Source organism: Pseudomonadota bacterium, from assembly GCA_027624955.1.
Classification (GTDB): Bacteria; Pseudomonadota; Alphaproteobacteria; order UBA828; family UBA828; genus PTKB01.
The window spans coordinates 77512-95025 of record JAQBTG010000004.1 but is presented as its reverse complement, the minus strand read 5'-3'; the positions used below and the strand labels follow the sequence as shown (position 1 = coordinate 95025).

Below are 17514 nucleotides of genomic sequence, written 5' to 3'. Positions count from 1 at the left end.
GTTGATAGCGAAGTCGAAATGCCGACACCTCGCGGAATTCAACATGGATCATGTCTGTGCAGCAGAAAGTCTACCGTCTGATGGTTAAGTTATAGTTATGATGAATTCGATCTATGGCGAAGTCGGCATCCAGCTCGCGGCGCTCGACCTCGATCCCGCCAAGCCGCTTATTTTGTGTGACGCGGATGAAGTTCTACTCGCCTTCCTGGCGGCGTTTGAGCGCTTCCTGCACGGCTGCGGCTATTTCTATCTGTGGCGCTCCTACGCCTTGGACGGCAATGTCCGTTTGCGCACTGACAGCAGCGAAGTCTCTAAAGACCGGGTGCGCGCGCTTATTGAAGAATTCTATGCCGGCCACGCTGCGACGCTGGCACCGGTAGCCGGCGCGGCAGAAGCTCTCAAGCGGCTCTCCGCGCGGGCGGATATCATTGTCCTGACCAATCTTTGGAGCGCGCATCTGGCGGCACGCCAACGCCAGCTTGCCAGCCAGGGCGTGCCCTATCCGGTGATATCCAACAATGGCTCCAAAGGCCCGGCCGTGGCCTGGTTCGCCGAACGTCTGCAAGCCCCGCTCTATTTCATCGACGACAGCCCACGCCACCATAGCTCGGTCGCGCGCGACGCTGCGCGAGCCGTGCGCATACATTTCATCGCCGAGCGCCGGCTCTCGGGCCTGCTCGGCCCGGCGGCACATTGTGATTACCGCACCGATACATGGCCCTCCGCCCGCCATGTGATCGAGCGTGACCTCGCGGCCAAGGGATATTGAGTAGAGTGGATCGCCGATAATTTAGACGATTTGGGCGTTGTGCAGAGCGCCGCTCGGCAAAGGCCCAATCAACACTCCGGCGCGGCGATCTCTTCGTAACGTTCCAGCACCGCGCGAACGGCGAAGTTGCCGTAATCGATATCATAATGATGCGCGACCCCAAGTGCGTTGATCAACACGCCGACTTCGAAATCCGGCTCCACATCGCCGCCCTGAAGCGGGAAATAAGCCATGCGGACCGGCCATACCTGTTCGTCCACCGCTCCATCCCCGGCCTCAGCACCTGGCAGCGCGTGTCCCCGCGGCGCGGCGAAAACGGCCGATACCTCGTAGGTTCCCTCGGAGGTCGAACCGTCGAACATCAATGCCGAGTAGCCGCTCTCGCCAGCGCGCATGCGCGCTATCATGCGACGCGAATATTCGCTCGGAAACAGCGTGCCCTTCGGCAGGGTCGCCACGGCCGCATTCGGCTTCGAATAAATCACCTTACCGCTGCCGCTGGCCGACAAGCTCGCCTCGCCTTCAATGCTTTCGGTCACGCCGCCATTGGCGAATTGACTGGATTGAAAGCGCAGTTTGCTGCCGTCCTTGGATTCCCAACCCGAAAAAGTCAGACCGATTTGGTTATTTGTATCCTGCGAAGTGGCCAGGGTGAGGTTGGTATGTTGATTCACATTCCAACCGTCACAGGCATCCACCCATTCGAAATACATTTCCCCGGAAGCGCCGATGATACCGCTCGATGATTCGGCGGTGGCAAGGGACATCCGATAGAGGCCGCGGTGCGGCGTGAACCATTTCTCAGCGGCGGCCACCAGAGTCGCTCCCGACAACCATCCCCCGGCCGCAAGGCATAGAGTCAGAATTAGCGCTCTTGTCCGTCTCATCGTCTCCGCCGTCGCGATTGTTGTGACTCGCGCCGGACGTCGTGGCGCGCCGCGCAGCATGTATGATTGGAGGCGGTCGGTAAAGACGGCTCGGGCGGTCAAATATTCCGCCCCACGCGGCGAGCAGGCTGCAATATTTTCCGCCAGCCGATATCGCCTCTGCAACTTATTGATTTAGTACAGTAAATTTTTGGCATGCCGCTTGCACCGCACGGACCATATATGCGTCGCCGCGCGATTGCGGCTTTGAAGAGCAATATTGCTGAAGGAGCGTGTGGCATGGCCCATTCGACAAAGACGATAGAGAATTTTCCAAAACCAGGATCTGATCTCGCGATTAGCGTCGGTGCGATCGCCGAGAAGCTACTGAAGTCCATTCGTGACAAAGGCGACCGCGCAGATGCCGATCAACGCGGCCTGTTGGAACGCGCGCTCGCGGTGGCAACGGAGGCCGAACAGCGTCTAGCCGAACAGAGCCGGCGCATCGCTCTGTTGGAAATGCTTACGCTGACCGACGAGATCACCGGCCTGATGAACCGACGCGGCTTCGACCGCGAGTTGAGGCGCGCCTTAGCCAATGCCCGGCGCTATGGGGAATGCGGCGTACTCGCGCTGATCGATCTCGACGATTTCAAAACCATCAACGATGTCTATGGCCATCTCGCCGGCGACCGGGTGCTGCGCACGATCGGACAGCTGTTGCAGTTACAAATTCGCGAAAACGACAGTGTGGCGCGCATCGGCGGCGATGAATTCGCTATTCTTCTCGCCAAATGTAGCGGCGAGAAAGGCATCGCCCGAGCCGAGGAAATCGAAGTGATGCTCAACGAGCATTTTGTCAATTTCGGCGGCGCAGCAATACCGGTGCGCGGCAGCGTCGGCATCGCCAAGTTCGACATGAATGACGATGGCGAAAGCTTATTCGCCCGCGCCGACCGAGCCATGTACCAAAAAAAGCACCACAACATGCGGGAGCGGGCGCGCAGCGGCCATAGCTTGCTCCTTGGCCCTCATGCCGGTGAGTCCGACTAGCCGCTCAGTCTCGGCCTCGCTTTCGACGATCTCCACCCCCGGCGTGGCGCCTCAGCGCCGCGCCGGCGGTGTTTCCCCGGTTTGACGGCTGCAGTGGCATCGCCAGACGCGAGAAGCTATTCTCCCGGCGGCATACGCCACAGAGATCATTTATCACGGGGAGATCACCATCATGTCCGGTCGAATAGACGCTCGCTTGGCTGAATTGGGTATTGTACTACCGGAGCCGCCGGCCCCAGTCGCCGCCTATGTTCCCTATGTTCAAACGGGAAACTTGGTATTCATTTCCGGTCAGGTGTCGCTTTTGGCCGGCGATGATTCTTCGACCGGCAAAGTGGGTGCCGACCTCACGCCCGAACAGGGCCAACAAGCGGCGCGCAACTCCGCGCTCAACATGTTGGCGCATTTGAAGAACGCCTGCGGCGGCAATCTCGACCGCGTTAAGCGCTGCGTTTCCTTGCGTATCTATGTCGCCAGCACGCCGGAATTCACCGGCCAGCCCGGCGTCGGCAATGGCGCGTCGGAGCTGATCGGCGAGATTTTCGGCGATGTCGGCAAACATTCCCGCGCCGCCGTCGGCGTCACCGCCCTACCGCTCAACTGTGCGGTGGAAGTGGAATCGGTTTGGGAAATAGACTGAAGGGTCAAAGGAACGACATGACCAAAATATTTACCGGCGGACAGGCGCTCGTCGAGACCCTCATCGCACATGGCGTCGATACCGCCTTTTGCCTGCCGGGCGAAAGCTATCTCGGCGTCATTGAATCCCTGCGCGAGCATCAGAACGAGATTCATCTTGTCGTCAATCGGCATGAATCGGGCGCGAGCTTTGCCGCTTGCGCCCATGCGCGCATGACCAACAAGCCTGGAATCGCCTTCGTCTCACGCGGGCCTGGCGCCTCAAACGCCGCCATCGGGGTGCATACGGCGCGCCAAGATTCAACGCCAATGGTGCTCTTCATCGGCCAGGTGCCGACTCACCAGCTTGGCCGCGAGGCTTTTCAGGAGGTCGATTACCATATGATGTTCGGCCCCCTCACAAAGGGCGTGATGCAGGCCTTTACGGCGAGCGAGGTGGCAGATATCACCCACAAGGCGCTCACCCTGGCGGTAGACGGAAGGCCGGGACCGGTCGTCGTCGTTCTGCCAGAGAACGTCACCACCAGCGAAAGTAAGACCAAGGAAATTCCGGCGCCCGTTCCGCGCCCCGCCTTTGCGGCGGATGACGACGCCATCGCCCGTGCCGCCGAAATGATCAAGGCGTCACGCCACCCGGTCGTGATCGCCGGCGAAATGGTGAATTTCGAGGCCGCCAATGAGGCACTCGAAACGTTTCTCGAAGCTTCCGGCGCCGGTCTTTGCGCCGCGTTTCGCCGTCAGGGTGTGATTCCGACCGACCACCCCGCTTGTCTCGGCCATTTCGCCCTAGCGCTGGCGCCCTATCAAAAAGAGATGTGGGATGACGTCGATCTCGTCATCGCCGCCGGCACCCGGCTCGACGCCGCCACCACTATGGATTTCGGATTGGTGAGCCGGGAACAGCTTCTCATCCACATCTATCCCGACCGCGCAGTGCTCGATGTCAACGCCCCCGACGTGGCGCTGAAATCCGATTGCGGCGCGGCACTGACGGCATTGAGCAAGGCCCTCACTACGCCGCCTCCGGAGGCGCGCGTGGCCTGGCGGCGCGCCCAGCGCGAGAAATACCAAGCCTGGGCCGTTGCGCCCGAAGGCGCAGCACTCGGCGCTGTCGATATGAACCAGGTGATGGCCGTGCTCGGCCAGAAACTGCCCGATGATTGCACGGTGACCAACGATGCCGGCAATTTCGCTACCTGGCTGCACCGGTTTCTGCCGTTCAAACACCGCCAGGCGCAGGCTGGCCCCGCGGCTGGGTCTATGGGATTTGCCGTGCCCGGGGCGATTGGCGTACAGCTTGCCCGGCCAGGCAAAACGGTCGTCGCCTTGGTCGGCGATGGCGGGTTTTTGATGACCGGGCAGGAATTGGTTACCGCCGTCGAACAGAATTTGCCGATCAAAGTGATCGTCTGCGACAACAGCGCTTACGGCACCATTGCCATGCATCAGGTCCAACGCTTCGGCGAGGAAAATCGCTTCGGGGTGAATCTGAAAAGCCCGGACTTTGCCGCCGCCGCGCGCGCCTGGGGCGTAGAGGCCTGGAGCGTCACCCGAACCGAACAATTCGCGCCCGCGCTCGACGCGGCGCTCGCCCATGGCGGGCCGGCGCTGATCCATTTAAAAACGGATTTGCGCGATTTGGCCGCTTCGGGATTGAAGCTCGAATCCTGAGGCTGGCCTTGTTCGAACTCACCGCCGGGCTAATTTGTATTCGCGTGAATGCACGCCCAAGCGGGCGGCTAAAATTATGACCGTCTCCCCACCGCCCGCCGATTCCGATCCAGCATTGGCGCTTGAGGCCCATATTTTGACGTCGCTCAGCGACGTCACGGCCGAAGCGTGGGACGCCTGCGTGCCCGATCGCCATCCTTTCGTCCGTCACGCCTTTCTCTCGGCGCTGGAGGAGAGCGGCTCGGCCACCGCCGAGACCGGCTGGCTCGGCCAACATGTCGTGTTGAAGGATAGCCATGGCACGGTGGTTGGCGCCGTTCCGATGTATCTCAAAAACCATTCGCAGGGCGAGTATGTTTTCGACCATGGCTGGGCCGATGCCTTTCAGCGCGCCGGCGGGCGCTATTATCCGAAGATGCAGGTGTCTGTGCCGTTCACTCCGGCGACCGGCCCCCGTCTGTTGATCCGCGCCGGCGCCACGGCAAACGACGAAGAGACCGCGGCGCTGCAGGGCGCTTTGCTCTCCGCTTGTATTCAATGTTCAGACAAGATCGGCGCCTCGTCGCTCCACGTTACCTTCCCCAACAAACAGGAAGCGGAGCTCATGCAGGAGGCCGGCCTCCTACAGCGCACCGGCATGCAGTTCCACTGGGACAATGACGGCTATGACAGCTTCGAAGATTTCCTCGCCGGTTTAGCCTCTCGCAAGCGCAAGCAAATCCGGCGCGAACGGCGCGAGGCGTTGGCCGAGGGTCTCAGCATTCGCGCGCTTTCCGGAGATGATATCCAGGAACAGCATTGGGACGCGTTCTTTCGCTTCTATCAGGAAACCAGCAACCGCAAATGGGGCATGCCTTACCTGACGCGCGAATTTTTCAGCCTGCTCAGCCAAAACATGGGCGACCAGGTCGTACTGATGATCGCCGAAAACGCCGGGCGACCGATCGCTGGCGCCCTCAATTTGATGAGCGGCGATACACTCTATGGCCGCAATTGGGGCGCCGTGGAATATCACAAATTCCTGCATTTCGAGCTGTGCTATTATCAAGCCATCGACTACGCAATTGCGCGCGGGTTGAAGCGCGTTGAAGCGGGCGCACAGGGTGAGCATAAATTGCTGCGCGGCTATTTACCCTGTCCCACCTACAGCGCCCATTGGATCGCCAACCCTTCGTTCCGCGACGCCATAGAGGATTATCTCCAACGCGAGACGCAGCAAGTGGACTGGGAAATCAACGCGCTCGGCGCACACAGCCCATTTCGCAAGGACACGCAATGAGACTCGTCGGACCATGCGGCCAAAATCTCTAACCACCTTTATTCGCGCCCGTCCGACGCGATTTAAGTTTTTGGCGGGCGCGCTGATCGTGGTCGCAATTGCCGTGCTCCTGCCGGGGAAATCCACCGGCGAGGTGCCGTTCGCCGAAGAAGTCGGCAGCCTGGTAAACCGCTACGATCGGCGCACGGTGAACATCGCGTCGAGCGGCCTTATCAACATGAGCGGCTATGGCCGCCTCAGCCAATTGGGCTTCAAATCGGTGCTCGATTTGCGCGTGCCGGAGGAAGGCACGGAGGACGAGCGCCTCGAAGTCGAGGCGCGCGGCATGCGCTATTTCAACGTCCCCATGGGCTATGCCATCCCGTCTAAAGCTGAAACCGCCGCCTTCGCGCGCATCGTCGAAGACGAGAAAAACCTGCCCCTGTTATTCCACGGCCTGCTCGCCAACCGCGCCGGCGCCATGTGGGCGATCTACCGTGCATATCGCGGCATGGCGCCCGAACAAGCTTACGAAGAGGGCCGCACCGCTGGCCTGAAAGGGCGCCGTGCGGCAGCCGTACGTGAGGCTCTTGGCTTGCAAGATTAAGGCCTCATTCACATAACTGACAGGCCCTTCCTCCTCAACGGGAAGGTCTCAATTCAGGCCGCGTAGCGGCCGCCCATAAACGCGCGCCACAGGGTACGGCGATCGGCATTAGTGTAGCCGCCGGTCGCTGAGTGCATCGAGGCGCGACCGTCAAACAGGGTGACGTCCCCGGCATGCCATTTATGACGATAGGTAAAACGTGCCTGGGTGGCATGGGCGAAGAGCTGTTCGAGCAGCGCGCCGCCCGCCGCCGCATCTAGTTCCACAACCCGCCGGGTAAAACCGGGATTGACGAATAGCGCGTCACGACCGGTCTCGGGATGGCGGCGCACAATCGGGTGGATTGCGTCCGGCACTTTGGCGCGCTGTGCTTCCGTGAGCGGGACTTTGGCATCGGCGCCGGTGCCGCTCATGATGTTGTGCACCGCCGTCAACCCAGCGACCCGCGCCCGCATCGCCTCGGGCAACGCGTCATAGGCGGCATACATGTTGCAGAACAGCGTGTCACCGCCCGTTTCCGGCACCTCAATCCCGTAGAGCATCGAGGTCTCGGCCGGCTCGGCCAGGTAGGACAGGTCGGAATGCCAATAGCTCCCCGCCGTGCGTGCCGTGGTGCGGCCTTTACCGTTCTCCACCACGTTGGAAATGATGCACAGATCATGCTCCTCGGGATGGTGAAACTGATCCAGGATATGGCGCGTAATCGGCCCGAAGCAGCGGCAGAAATCGGCCAATTGGCCCGCCGTCAGATGCTGCTCCGGAAACACCAGGAGGACATGTTGCAACAGCGCCTGGCGCAGTGCCGCCGCGTCCGCCTCGGTCAGCGGGCGGGTGAGATCGAGCCCGTGAATTTCCGCACCCAATGCGGCGCCCGACGGCTGGATCGCAAACGTCATGTCCATTCGGCGATGACCTCCGCTGCCTCCCGGTAGCGCACCGGCGCGCGCGCTTCAGGCGGCTTGCCATCGACCCAGGCCGGATAAAGCACTTCAAAGAAGGGATCGGGACCGTCATGGCGCTTCACCATGCCGCGCGCCTTAACATGCGGGTGCTCGGCCATCTCAGCCATTTCATGTACCCGCTCGAAGCAACAATCGACATCAGCGAATTGCGCTTCCCATTCGACCATCGTCTTTTCCGCGATCAGCGCCGTAACCTCGGCGATCAATCCGCCTTGAGGCGGCGCCTCCCACTGCCGATCGCACCATTCCGGCCGCTCGACCCTAGCGCAAAAAGCCCGCCAGAACTTCTCCTCGACCGCGCCCAAGGTCATAAAGCGGCCATCCTTGGTGCGGTAGATATTGTAAAACGCGGTGCCGCCATTGAGATAGATATTGCCGCGGCTGATATCGAAGCCGGGGCGCAACATGCCGGTCAACGTCCACATCTGCCACGGGATGACGGCCTCAGCGATACTGGTATCGATAAAGCAGCCCTTGCCGGTGCCACCACGCGGCCGGTCGCGCCCCATCAGGCCACCGACGATGGCGAGCGCCGCCTGGATGCCGCTCGAATAATCAGCAACCTGTGGGTAAACCATCGCCGGCGCGTCGGCCGGGCCCGAGGTCACCAGCCCGCCCATCAGTGCCATATAATTGAGATCATGGCCGGCGCGCTCGCGGTAAGGACCGGTCTGCCCCCAGCCAGAGAGGGCACAATAAACCAGGCGCGGATTTAGCTCCTGAATGCGCGCCTGGCCGAAGCCCAAGCGATCCATAACGCCGGGTCGGTAGGATTCGAGCATCGCATCTGCCCCTTGGATCAGGCGTTCTAAATCGGCCTTTCCAGCGGCGCTCTTGAGATCGATTTCGAGCACGGTTTTCGAGCCATTGACCACCTTGTACCAGACCGAGATACCGTCCGCGTCCGGTGGGCCGAAGCGGCGCATCGGCTCGCCGCCCACGGGCTCGATGCGGACCACGTCGGCGCCCATATCGGCCAACAGAAGTGTCGCGTAGGGGCCGGGGACATACTGGCTAAGGTCGATAACCCGCACGCCGTCGAGAAATGAAAAGGACACGAATATGCTCCCTGAGGCGGTAAAATATTACCGCTACAGGAAACCCCGCCCGAACGGCGGCGTCAATCTTTAGAAGCTATTCTGCGTTTAGACGCAGTTTAACGGACCAGTTCGCCGACTTTCTTGCCGCCGCCCTTTTTCTTGTCGGGCGGCTTATTGCCGGGTTCTGGGTCGGGGAAGGTAAAGCTGAGTTCGCCCGCTTTGACATCGACGGCCACGCGCCCGCCGCGCGATAATTTGCCGAACAGAAGTTCGTCGGCCAACGGCTTCTTGACCTGTTCCTGGATAACTCGCGCCAGCGGCCGGGCGCCGAAGGCTGGATCGTGGCCCTTTTTGGCGAGCCATCCTCTCGCCGCCTCGCTAAGGTCGATTTCGACACCGCGATCGGCAAGCTGATCTTCCAATTGCATGATGAATTTATCGACCACCTTCGCCATAACTTTTGACGGCAGGCTCTTGAAGCCGATGACGGCGTCGAGCCGGTTGCGAAATTCGGGCGAGAACATGCGTTTGATCGCTTCTTCATCGTCGCCCATGCGCTCGCCGCTCTCGAAGCCAATGGCTGGCTTGGCGAGCTCCGCCGCACCCGCGTTGGTCGTCATGATCAGAATGACGTTGCGAAAATCGACCGTCTTGCCGTTATGGTCGGTGAGCTTGCCGTAATCCATCACCTGAAGAAGTACGTTGAACAGGTCCGGATGCGCTTTCTCTATCTCGTCGAGCAGCAAGACGGCGTGCGGATGCTGGTCCACGCCGTCCGTCAGAAGACCGCCCTGATCGAAGCCGACATAGCCCGGCGGTGCACCGATCAGGCGCGAAATCGAATGGCGCTCCATATATTCGCTCATGTCGAAACGGATCAGCTCGATCGCCAGCGTATGCGACAATTGACGCGCCACTTCTGTTTTGCCGACGCCGGTCGGGCCGGAGAACAGATAACAGCCGATTGGCTTCTCGGTATCTCGAAGGCCGGCGCGCGACAGTTTGATCGCCGCCGCCACCTGGCGCAGCGCATCTTCCTGACCGAACACCACGGTGTTCAGATCGCGCTCGAGCGTCTTGAGCGATTGCATATCGCCATGGCTGACATTCTTCGCCGGCACGCGCGCCATTTTGGCGATGATCGTCTCGATATCTCTGAGCCCGATGGTTTTGCGCTTGCGGCGCTTTGATTCTGGCTTCAGGCGCTGCGCCGCACCAACCTCATCGATCACGTCGATCGCTTTGTCGGGCAGTTTACGGTCGTTCATGTAACGGCTCGACAATTCCACCGCCCCGCGCAACGCCTCGTTGGTGTAGCGCACGTCGTGAAATTCCTCGTAGTAGCGCTTGAGGCCGCGCAGAATCTTGACGGTATCCTCTATCGACGGCTCGACCACATCGATCTTCTGGAAACGCCGCACCAGCGCCCGGTCCTTCTCGAAGAAATTGCGGTATTCCTTGTATGTGGTGGAGCCGATGCAACTCAGCGAGCCGCCTTGCAGCGCCGGCTTCAGCAGGTTCGACGCGTCCATCGCACCGCCTGACGTGGCTCCTGCGCCGATCACCGTGTGAATCTCGTCGATAAACAGAATTGCACCCTCATGTGCTTCGAGCTCGTCGACCACCGCCTTGACGCGTTCTTCAAAATCGCCGCGGTAGCGCGTGCCGGCCAACAGCGCGCCCATATCAAGCGAGAAAATGGTCGCGCTGCGGAGAACTTCGGGCACCGCACCCTCGACGATACGGCGCGCCAGGCCTTCGGCAATGGCGGTTTTGCCGACACCGGCATCGCCGACATATAGCGGGTTATTTTTCGTGCGCCGGCACAATATCTGAATCGTGCGCTCGACTTCATCCTCGCGTCCAATCAACGGGTCAATCTTGCCGCTCTCCGCCTTGGCATTGAGGTTGACGCAATAGGCATCGAGCGCTTCACCGCCCCGCTTGACCTCGGATTCGCCCATAAACTCTTCGTCGACGCCGGAGACCTCGCCGCCTTCGCGCCCTTGCCCGGCGACCTTTGCGATGCGGTGGGAAATGTAATTCACCGCATCGAGGCGCGTCATATCCTGCTCTTGTAGAAAGTAAACGGCATGTGATTCGCGCTCTGTGAACAGCGCGGCAAGAACATTGGCGCCCGTCGCTTCGCCGCGGCCCGATGATTGCACATGCAGCACCGCGCGTTGCAAAACTCGCTGAAAACCAGTGGTCGGCGCCGCGTCTTCGCCGGCCTCGCTGGACAAGTTATCGAGTTCATTGTCAACAAAGGTCATCAGGTCCTGGCGCAGTTTCTCGACATCCACGCCGCAAGCCTTGAGCACCGCCACCGCGTCCACATCGTCGCACAACGCTAACAACAGATGCTCGAGCGTCGCCAGTTCATGGCGGCGCTCCGTGGCCAGCGCCAACGCCCGATGCAGGGTCTTTTCGAGTTCCGTCGATAGCATTTCTGTGCCGCCTTAATCCTGAGTCAGGTTAATCTTTTTCCATGGTGCATTGCAGAGGATGCTCGTTGCGCCGGGCAAAATCCACCACTTGCGTCACTTTGGTCTCCGCCACTTCGAACGGATAAACGCCGCACACGCCGACACCGCGCTGGTGCACATGCAGCATCACTTCTGCCGCCTTGTCCTGGCCCATTCCGAATATTCGCATCAGAACCACGATTACGAACTCCATCGGCGTATAATCGTCGTTGAGCAACAGGACCTTATACATCGATGGTTTCTTGGTTTCGGCCTTGGTCCGGGTCAAGACTCCGGTATCCTGTCCCGGCCTATCGTTTTTTCGCTTGTCCGTCATATTCGATTCATCGCCCGCTGTCTGAAAGAGTTCGGTGGCGAATTGTAACACAGCTCTCCCAGCCATTGGCCATATGGGGTCGCCGCGCCCGCCAAACAAGCGGGCGCGCAGGCCGTGGAAATCATCGAATTATCGTACTGCCGCAATATAGAGCGGCTCCTCGCGGCCGAGCTATCCGACGATATCAGTCTCGGCAAAGAAATATGCGATTTCGATCGCTGCGTTTTCCGGCGAATCCGAACCATGTGCGGAATTTGCCTCGACGGATTCGCCGAAATCCTTGCGGATCGTTCCCGCGTCGGCGTTTGCTGGGTTCGTCGCCCCCATGACTTCACGATTCCGAAGCACGGCGTTTTCACCTTCCAGCACCTGGGCGACGATCGGGCCGGAGATCATGTAGGCGCAAAGTTCGCCGTAAAAGGCCCGCTCGGCGTGAACGGCGTAGAATTGTTTTGCTTGTTCCGCGGTTAACCTTAAGCGGCGCTGGGCGACAATATTGAGGCCCGCGTCCTCAAATCGCTGATTAATCGCGCCTGTCAGATTACGCCGGGTCGCGTCCGGCTTGAGGATGGAAAGCGTTCTCTCGACCGCCATGTGGCAAACTCCCGAAAATTAAGATGGCGCGTTATAAACGCTTCGTCCATGCGCTTCAACCGGCCATTCCAACCGCCCTGGGCGTTGCGCCTGGGCGTTAGCCAAGCTTTTCCCAGCGCCCGCCTTCGCCCTGTTGCCAATAATTTAGGCTGTGCGCCTCGTCTTTGCGCCGCTTCCAGCGCTGCCGCGCCGCCTGCAGCGCCGAATCATCATGGCCGTCAAACATATCGAGATAGCGCGAGACACCGTCCAAAAACACCGGCTCAACGCCATCGATCGTCACCACAACGTCGGCGCCGTTCTCGTTCGCCGCGGCATCAGCGGACTCGCTGGTCAGGTAAATTGGTTGGTTTTCGGCATCGCCGTCGCCGGGACCGCCATGCGGCAGAAAGGATGCCGGATCAAAGGTCCAGAGCGCCGCATTGAGCGCGTCCATACGCGCTTCTGAGGCGCCGACCACGCGCACCCGGTGGCCGGCATTCAGCACTTTTTGCAAAAGCCGCGGCAGCGCGCTTTCGAGCGGGCTCGTGCGCAATTGATAGAAATCGACCTCGGCCATCCGCTTCGCTTCTAGCAGGCGTCTCAGGTTTCGTAATATTTCGCGACCAGCCTGTCCAACAGGCACACACCGTAGCCGGAGGCGCCCTTCGGCACTGACGGATTGTCGCCGTCTTTCATCCATGCCATGCCAGCGATATCGAGATGTGCCCATGGCGTGTCACCGACGAAGCGCTCCAGCAGTGCCGCTGCGGTGATGCTGCCCGCTTCGCGTCCCTTGCCGACATTTTTCATGTCGGCGATGGCCGAATTGATGTCCTTGTCGTAGCGCTTGCCAAGCGGCATGCGCCAGAGTTCTTCGCCAGACGCCTTGCCGGCGGCGAGAAGACGCTCAGCCAATTCGTCATTGTTGCTGAACAGTCCGGCCTGATAGGTGCCGAGACTGACGACGATGGCCCCGGTGAGGGTGGCGAGATCGACCATGAATTTGGGCTTAAAGGTTTTCTGCGTGTACCAGAGCGCATCGGACAACACCAACCTGCCTTCGGCGTCGGTGTTGATCACCTCGATGGTCTGGCCCGACATGGTGGTGACCACATCGCCCGGCCGCTGGGCATTGCCGTCCGGCATGTTTTCAACCAAGCCGACCACCCCGATCGCATTGGTGCGCGCCTTGCGCCCCGCCAGGGCCTTCATCAGGCCGATCACCGCACCGGCGCCGGCCATATCATATTTCATTTCTTCCATGCCGCCGGACGGCTTGATGGAGATGCCGCCGGTATCGAATGTCACACCCTTGCCGACGAAAGCGACGGGCGGCTCGTCGGCATTTGGTGAACCGTTCCAACGCATGACGGCGATGTAGGAGTCGCGCCGGCTGCCCAGCCCAACGCCCAGTAGGGCGCCCATGCCGAGCTCGCGCATGCGCTCCTCATGCAACACCTCGACACTGATGCCAATGCCGGTCAGGGCTTTGATATCTTCCACGATGGCCGCCGGGTATTTCACGTTGCTCGGCTCCGACACCAAATCACGGGTCAGATACACGCCGTCACCGACGCGTTGGCGCGGTTCGGCAGCGGCTTGTGCGGCTGCGGAATTACCTGACATGCACACCAGGCTCTCCAGTGTCGGCTTTTCTTCTTCCTTTTGTTTGGTAAGGTATTTATCGAATCGGTAGGCACCGAGGCGGGCACCGAAGGCCGTTTCCGTAACTATCTGCTCATTGCTCAACGGGCACCCCTTTAGGGCATCGAGAACGAGCGACGCTTCGGTTTCGCCGAATTTGTTGAGGGCGCCAACCACACGGCCGCCGAGCGCCTGCATTTGCAATGCGTCGATTTCCCCGGCCTTGCCGAGGCCAACCAACAGCACCCGGTTAAGTGCCAACCCGGCCGGCGCATTCAGCGCCATGATGCTATCTTTCTTGCCCGAAAACCGTGCGCTGGTGGAAATTGCGCGGGTGAGCCCGCCGGACATTCGCCCATCGATTTCTTTGGCGGTTTGCGTCAGTTCGCCCTCTGCCAAAATGCCCACAATGAGTGTGCCGGTCTCGGGGACGGAGATTTCGGAATAGCCGATCTTCATGGCAGCCTCGTCGCTGATTGATAATCCGGTGCGCCGGCTGTTCGCGACCGGCGTCAGAACCTATACCGCGTGGCCTTATTGGTGAAGCGACATTCCTCAACCGGCGGCGGATTGATGCTGACATTCGCAATTGGCGGATTGATCGCCTATGCTCGCCGCTTCAACCACTTGCCAATGCCGGTGCCGCAGCGATGACCGATTTGAGCTCTTCCGACTCCCGTATTCGCACGGCGTGGCATGGCTATTACAGCGAAAAACGCATTACCCATCAATGGCTTCAGGTCGCGCTGTTGCAGGATCTTCCGATTCGCAGCGTGCTGGAAATCGGCCCCTATCTCGGTTTGGTGACGGCCATGATGGCGAGCGCCGGCTACGCTGTGACCACTCTCGATATCGAGGCGCAATCGCATGGCGTTGGGGCGGAGCGCCATATCCAAGCCGATATTCGCGATGTCGACCCCGGCATGATTCAGGGCTTCGACGCCATTCTGTGCTGCGAAACGCTCGAGCATATTCATTGGCAGAAGCTCGATTCAGTGTTGCAGCGGATTGCGGCAGCCGGCGCTCCTTGGCTGATCCTTTCGGTGCCCTATGAGGGTTTGCAGTTCGCCTTCGAACTATATTTCAACCGCCAGCGCTGGCGCCGGCGCAGCCATTTTCGCAAGTTCCGTTTTCTCCGACGCTTCGCCGTTCAAAGCGAGACCGAATGGGAGGCGCATAAATGGGAGATTGGCTATCGCGGCCATAGTTTGAAAGCCTTCGAGCGCAAGATCGAAGGCTCAGGCTTTCACATAGCAAAGCGCGAATTCACCAGTGGCTGTCGCTCTGTATTTTTGATCTGCCGTAACGACACGGCTGCGGTACGCTCTTGAGACACACCATGCGCCGCGACAAGTTGCGCCTCGGCCCGCTATAATATGCTTATGCATCGCCATCAGAGCTACATATTGCGCCAACTCCTGGGACCGTTTCTGCTGATTACCGTCGGCCTATCCGCGGTTATCTGGCTCACCCAGTCCCTGCGCTTCATTGATATGATCGTAAACAAGGGTCTATCGCTGAGCGCGTTTCTCTATTTTTCCATGTTGCTATTGCCGACCTTCCTCGGCGTCATTCTGCCAATCGCCCTGTTTAGTGCGATTCTCTTTACCTACAACAAACTGGTGATCGACAGTGAGGTGGTTTCGCTCCGCACTGCCGGGTTCAGTCAATGGTCGCTTGCGGCGCCGGCGCTCACACTGGCCACATTCGTCTGCATCCTCGTCTACGCCATCAATCTGTATTTCATTCCGGCGAGCTATCGCGAATTCAAGAGCCGGCAATTCGTTGCCCGCGCCGATTTCTCCTCAGTGCTGTTGCAGGAGGGTGTCTTTACTAATCTCATCGAGGATGTGACCGTCTTCGTGCGCGAGCGTGATTCGAGCGGCAGGTTGCATGGCATTTTGGTGCATGACAAACGGGTCCCCGGCCAACCGGTGACCATGATGGCCGAGCGCGGCGCTCTGGTGAAAACAGAGCAGAGCCCACGCTTCGTCTTGCTGAACGGCAACCGCCAGGAGATCAACAAGGCGCGCGGCCAGCTCTCGCTGCTTTATTTTGACAGCTATGCGCTTGATCTTGGCCAATTTGCCGAAGACCCGGCCAATCGCTGGCGAGAACCGCGCGAGCGCTATCTGCACGAATTGTTCAATCCCAGCGACGGCGAGGACGATCAACGCAATCTGGGCAAATTTTATGCCGAGGCGCACCAGCGTATTGCGTCGCCGCTTTTCGCCTTTGCGCTCACCGGCATCGCACTCGCCACTTTGTTGGGGGGGCAACTAAACCGGCGCGGTCAGTGGCGCCGAATATTGGCCGGAATAGCCGCCGCCTTTGTCTTCGAAGCAATCGGTCTCGGTCTCGTCAACGCGGTCTCAAAATCGCCCGGCCTGGCCCCGCTGATATATCTCAACGTGGCGCTCACCTTGGGCTTTGCCGTATATTTCCTAAATGGGCGATCGCGTTTCCGGCGTGCCCGGGCGGACGCGACTCCGGCGCCCACGGCCTAGGATAAACGCACCAGCGATGCGCCTGTCTTCAACCTTCTCCTTCTATATCAGCCGCCAATTTCTGATCGGCGTGGCGATGGTATTCCTGATATTCGTCGCCACCATCTTCGTCTTCGACGCCGTTGAATTGATGCGCCGGGGGTCGGGACCCAACCGCGAACTCGCCACATTCGGAATTCTCCTGCAAATGGCGATGCTGCGCGTTCCCTTTATGGCGCAAAAAATTCTCCCCTTCTCTGCCCTGGTGGCGGGGCTGTGGACGTTTGCCCGAATGACGCGCACGCAAGAACTCGTCGTCGCGCGCTCTGCAGGTGTGTCAGTCTGGCAATTCCTTCTGCCGAATCTGTTGGTGGCCTTGGCCCTCGGCATATTTGTGATGACGGTGTTCAATCCCCTATCGGCGGCCATGGTGTCGCGCTACGAACAAATGGATGCCAAATATCTGCACGGAAAATCGAGTCTGCTGGCGCTGTCGGCTTCCGGAATTTGGTTGCGCCAAAGCGAAGGCGGAACTCAATCGGTGATTCACGCGCAACGGCTAAGCCAGGAAGACCTGACTCTGCATGACGTCATCATTTTTCAATATCAAGAAAACGACCAATTCGTCGGGCGCATCGATGCGGGTCAGGCCCGCTTGGAGGAAGGCCGGTGGCAATTGAGCAACGCCCTGTTGACCGGACCGGACCAGCCTGCTCAGTTTAAAGACAGCTATGAGCTGCGCACGGACCTTACATTCAATCAAATCGAAGATAGCTTCGCACCGCCGGAAACCCTGTCGTTTTGGGCCTTGCCGGCTTTCATCGAGGTACTCGAGGCATCGGGATTTTCCGCTGTGCGTCATCGGCTTTATTGGCACTCGCTCTTGTCGGGGCCGCTGCTTTTGTGCGCCATGGTGCTGATCGCGGCCACCTTCTCACTGCGGTTTTCACGCAGCGGCCGCACCTGGCTCCTGATCGCCACCGGGCTGCTGACAGGCTTCGTGCTCTATTTCGTCTCCGATCTGGTGCTGGCGCTCGGTCTCTCAGGAAAGATTCCGCCGGTGCTCGCGGCTTGGACACCCGCCGGCGTTTTCACTCTGATCGGCGTCGCCAGCCTATTTCATATGGAAGATGGGTAGGCG

The 17514-nt window shown here is 59.9% G+C and carries 17 protein-coding genes; 9 read left to right on the top strand and 8 right to left on the bottom strand.

Annotated elements, in window-relative coordinates; genetic code table 11:
• Window positions 1-97: 97 nt before the first annotated feature.
• The gene (locus O3A94_02905; GenBank protein ID MDA1355199.1) at window positions 98-769 is read left to right on the top strand and encodes a hypothetical protein; all 672 of its coding nucleotides are present in this window, start codon (window positions 98-100) and stop codon (window positions 767-769) included.
• 68 nt (window positions 770-837) lie between these two features.
• Here the strand turns inward: O3A94_02905 and O3A94_02900 are convergent, their stop codons facing one another.
• Window positions 838-1584 (bottom strand): DUF1849 family protein, encoded by a 747-nt coding sequence (locus O3A94_02900; protein ID MDA1355198.1) that lies wholly within the window; start codon window positions 1582-1584, stop codon window positions 838-840.
• 351 nt (window positions 1585-1935) lie between these two features.
• Between O3A94_02900 and O3A94_02895 the strand changes: the two genes are divergently transcribed.
• The 5 genes from O3A94_02895 (at window position 1936) to O3A94_02875 (ending at window position 6863) form a co-directional block, all read left to right on the top strand.
• The gene (locus O3A94_02895) at window positions 1936-2688 is read left to right on the top strand and encodes a GGDEF domain-containing protein (protein MDA1355197.1); all 753 of its coding nucleotides are present in this window, start codon (window positions 1936-1938) and stop codon (window positions 2686-2688) included.
• 172 nt (window positions 2689-2860) lie between these two features.
• On the top strand, window positions 2861-3328 hold the full coding sequence (locus tag O3A94_02890; protein ID MDA1355196.1) for a RidA family protein: 468 nt from the start codon (window positions 2861-2863) through the stop codon (window positions 3326-3328).
• A gap of 17 nt (window positions 3329-3345) precedes the next feature.
• Window positions 3346-4998, top strand: a complete 1653-nt coding sequence (locus O3A94_02885) for a thiamine pyrophosphate-binding protein (protein MDA1355195.1) — start codon at window positions 3346-3348, stop codon at window positions 4996-4998.
• 76 nt (window positions 4999-5074) lie between these two features.
• Window positions 5075-6277, top strand: coding sequence for a GNAT family N-acetyltransferase (locus O3A94_02880; protein MDA1355194.1), 1203 nt, complete (start codon window positions 5075-5077; stop codon window positions 6275-6277).
• 13 nt (window positions 6278-6290) lie between these two features.
• Window positions 6291-6863 carry a hypothetical protein gene (locus O3A94_02875; protein ID MDA1355193.1) on the top strand — a complete coding sequence of 191 codons (573 nt, stop codon included), beginning with the start codon at window positions 6291-6293 and terminating at the stop codon, window positions 6861-6863.
• A 53-nt stretch (window positions 6864-6916) separates the two neighbouring features.
• Here O3A94_02875 and O3A94_02870 read toward each other — a convergent pair whose 3' ends face one another.
• The 7 genes from O3A94_02870 to O3A94_02840 all read right to left on the bottom strand — a co-directional run bounded on the left by O3A94_02870 (window position 6917) and on the right by O3A94_02840 (window position 14346).
• A complete protein-coding gene (locus tag O3A94_02870) occupies window positions 6917-7765 on the bottom strand; it encodes a TauD/TfdA family dioxygenase (GenBank protein ID MDA1355192.1) in 849 nt (282 codons plus the stop codon).
• Window positions 7756-8883, bottom strand: a complete 1128-nt coding sequence (locus O3A94_02865; GenBank protein ID MDA1355191.1) for a CoA transferase — start codon at window positions 8881-8883, stop codon at window positions 7756-7758. Before O3A94_02865 ends, O3A94_02870 begins: the two co-directional genes overlap by 10 nt.
• A gap of 98 nt (window positions 8884-8981) precedes the next feature.
• On the bottom strand, window positions 8982-11312 hold the full coding sequence (gene clpA, locus O3A94_02860) for an ATP-dependent Clp protease ATP-binding subunit ClpA (protein ID MDA1355190.1): 2331 nt from the start codon (window positions 11310-11312) through the stop codon (window positions 8982-8984).
• 28 nt (window positions 11313-11340) lie between these two features.
• Window positions 11341-11667, bottom strand: a complete 327-nt coding sequence (gene clpS, locus O3A94_02855; GenBank protein MDA1355189.1) for an ATP-dependent Clp protease adapter ClpS — start codon at window positions 11665-11667, stop codon at window positions 11341-11343.
• Window positions 11668-11838: 171 nt separating this feature from the next.
• Complete coding sequence (gene ndk, locus O3A94_02850; protein ID MDA1355188.1) at window positions 11839-12261, bottom strand: nucleoside-diphosphate kinase; 423 nt, start codon at window positions 12259-12261, stop codon at window positions 11839-11841.
• Between the two features lie 97 nt (window positions 12262-12358).
• The gene (locus O3A94_02845) at window positions 12359-12820 is read right to left on the bottom strand and encodes a DNA polymerase III subunit chi (GenBank protein ID MDA1355187.1); all 462 of its coding nucleotides are present in this window, start codon (window positions 12818-12820) and stop codon (window positions 12359-12361) included.
• 23 nt (window positions 12821-12843) lie between these two features.
• Complete coding sequence (locus tag O3A94_02840; protein ID MDA1355186.1) at window positions 12844-14346, bottom strand: leucyl aminopeptidase; 1503 nt, start codon at window positions 14344-14346, stop codon at window positions 12844-12846.
• Between the two features lie 191 nt (window positions 14347-14537).
• Here O3A94_02840 and O3A94_02835 point away from each other — a divergent pair, with 191 nt between their 5' ends.
• Genes O3A94_02835 through lptG form a run of 3 tightly spaced genes read left to right on the top strand, consistent with a single transcriptional unit; the run spans window position 14538 to window position 17511 of the window.
• Complete coding sequence (locus O3A94_02835) at window positions 14538-15218, top strand: class I SAM-dependent methyltransferase (GenBank protein MDA1355185.1); 681 nt, start codon at window positions 14538-14540, stop codon at window positions 15216-15218.
• 45 nt (window positions 15219-15263) lie between these two features.
• Window positions 15264-16394, top strand: a complete 1131-nt coding sequence (gene lptF, locus O3A94_02830; protein ID MDA1355184.1) for an LPS export ABC transporter permease LptF — start codon at window positions 15264-15266, stop codon at window positions 16392-16394.
• Between the two features lie 16 nt (window positions 16395-16410).
• Window positions 16411-17511: an LPS export ABC transporter permease LptG gene (lptG, locus tag O3A94_02825; protein MDA1355183.1), complete on the top strand. Its 1101-nt coding sequence runs from the start codon at window positions 16411-16413 to the stop codon at window positions 17509-17511.
• The last annotated feature ends 3 nt before the right edge of the window (window positions 17512-17514 follow it).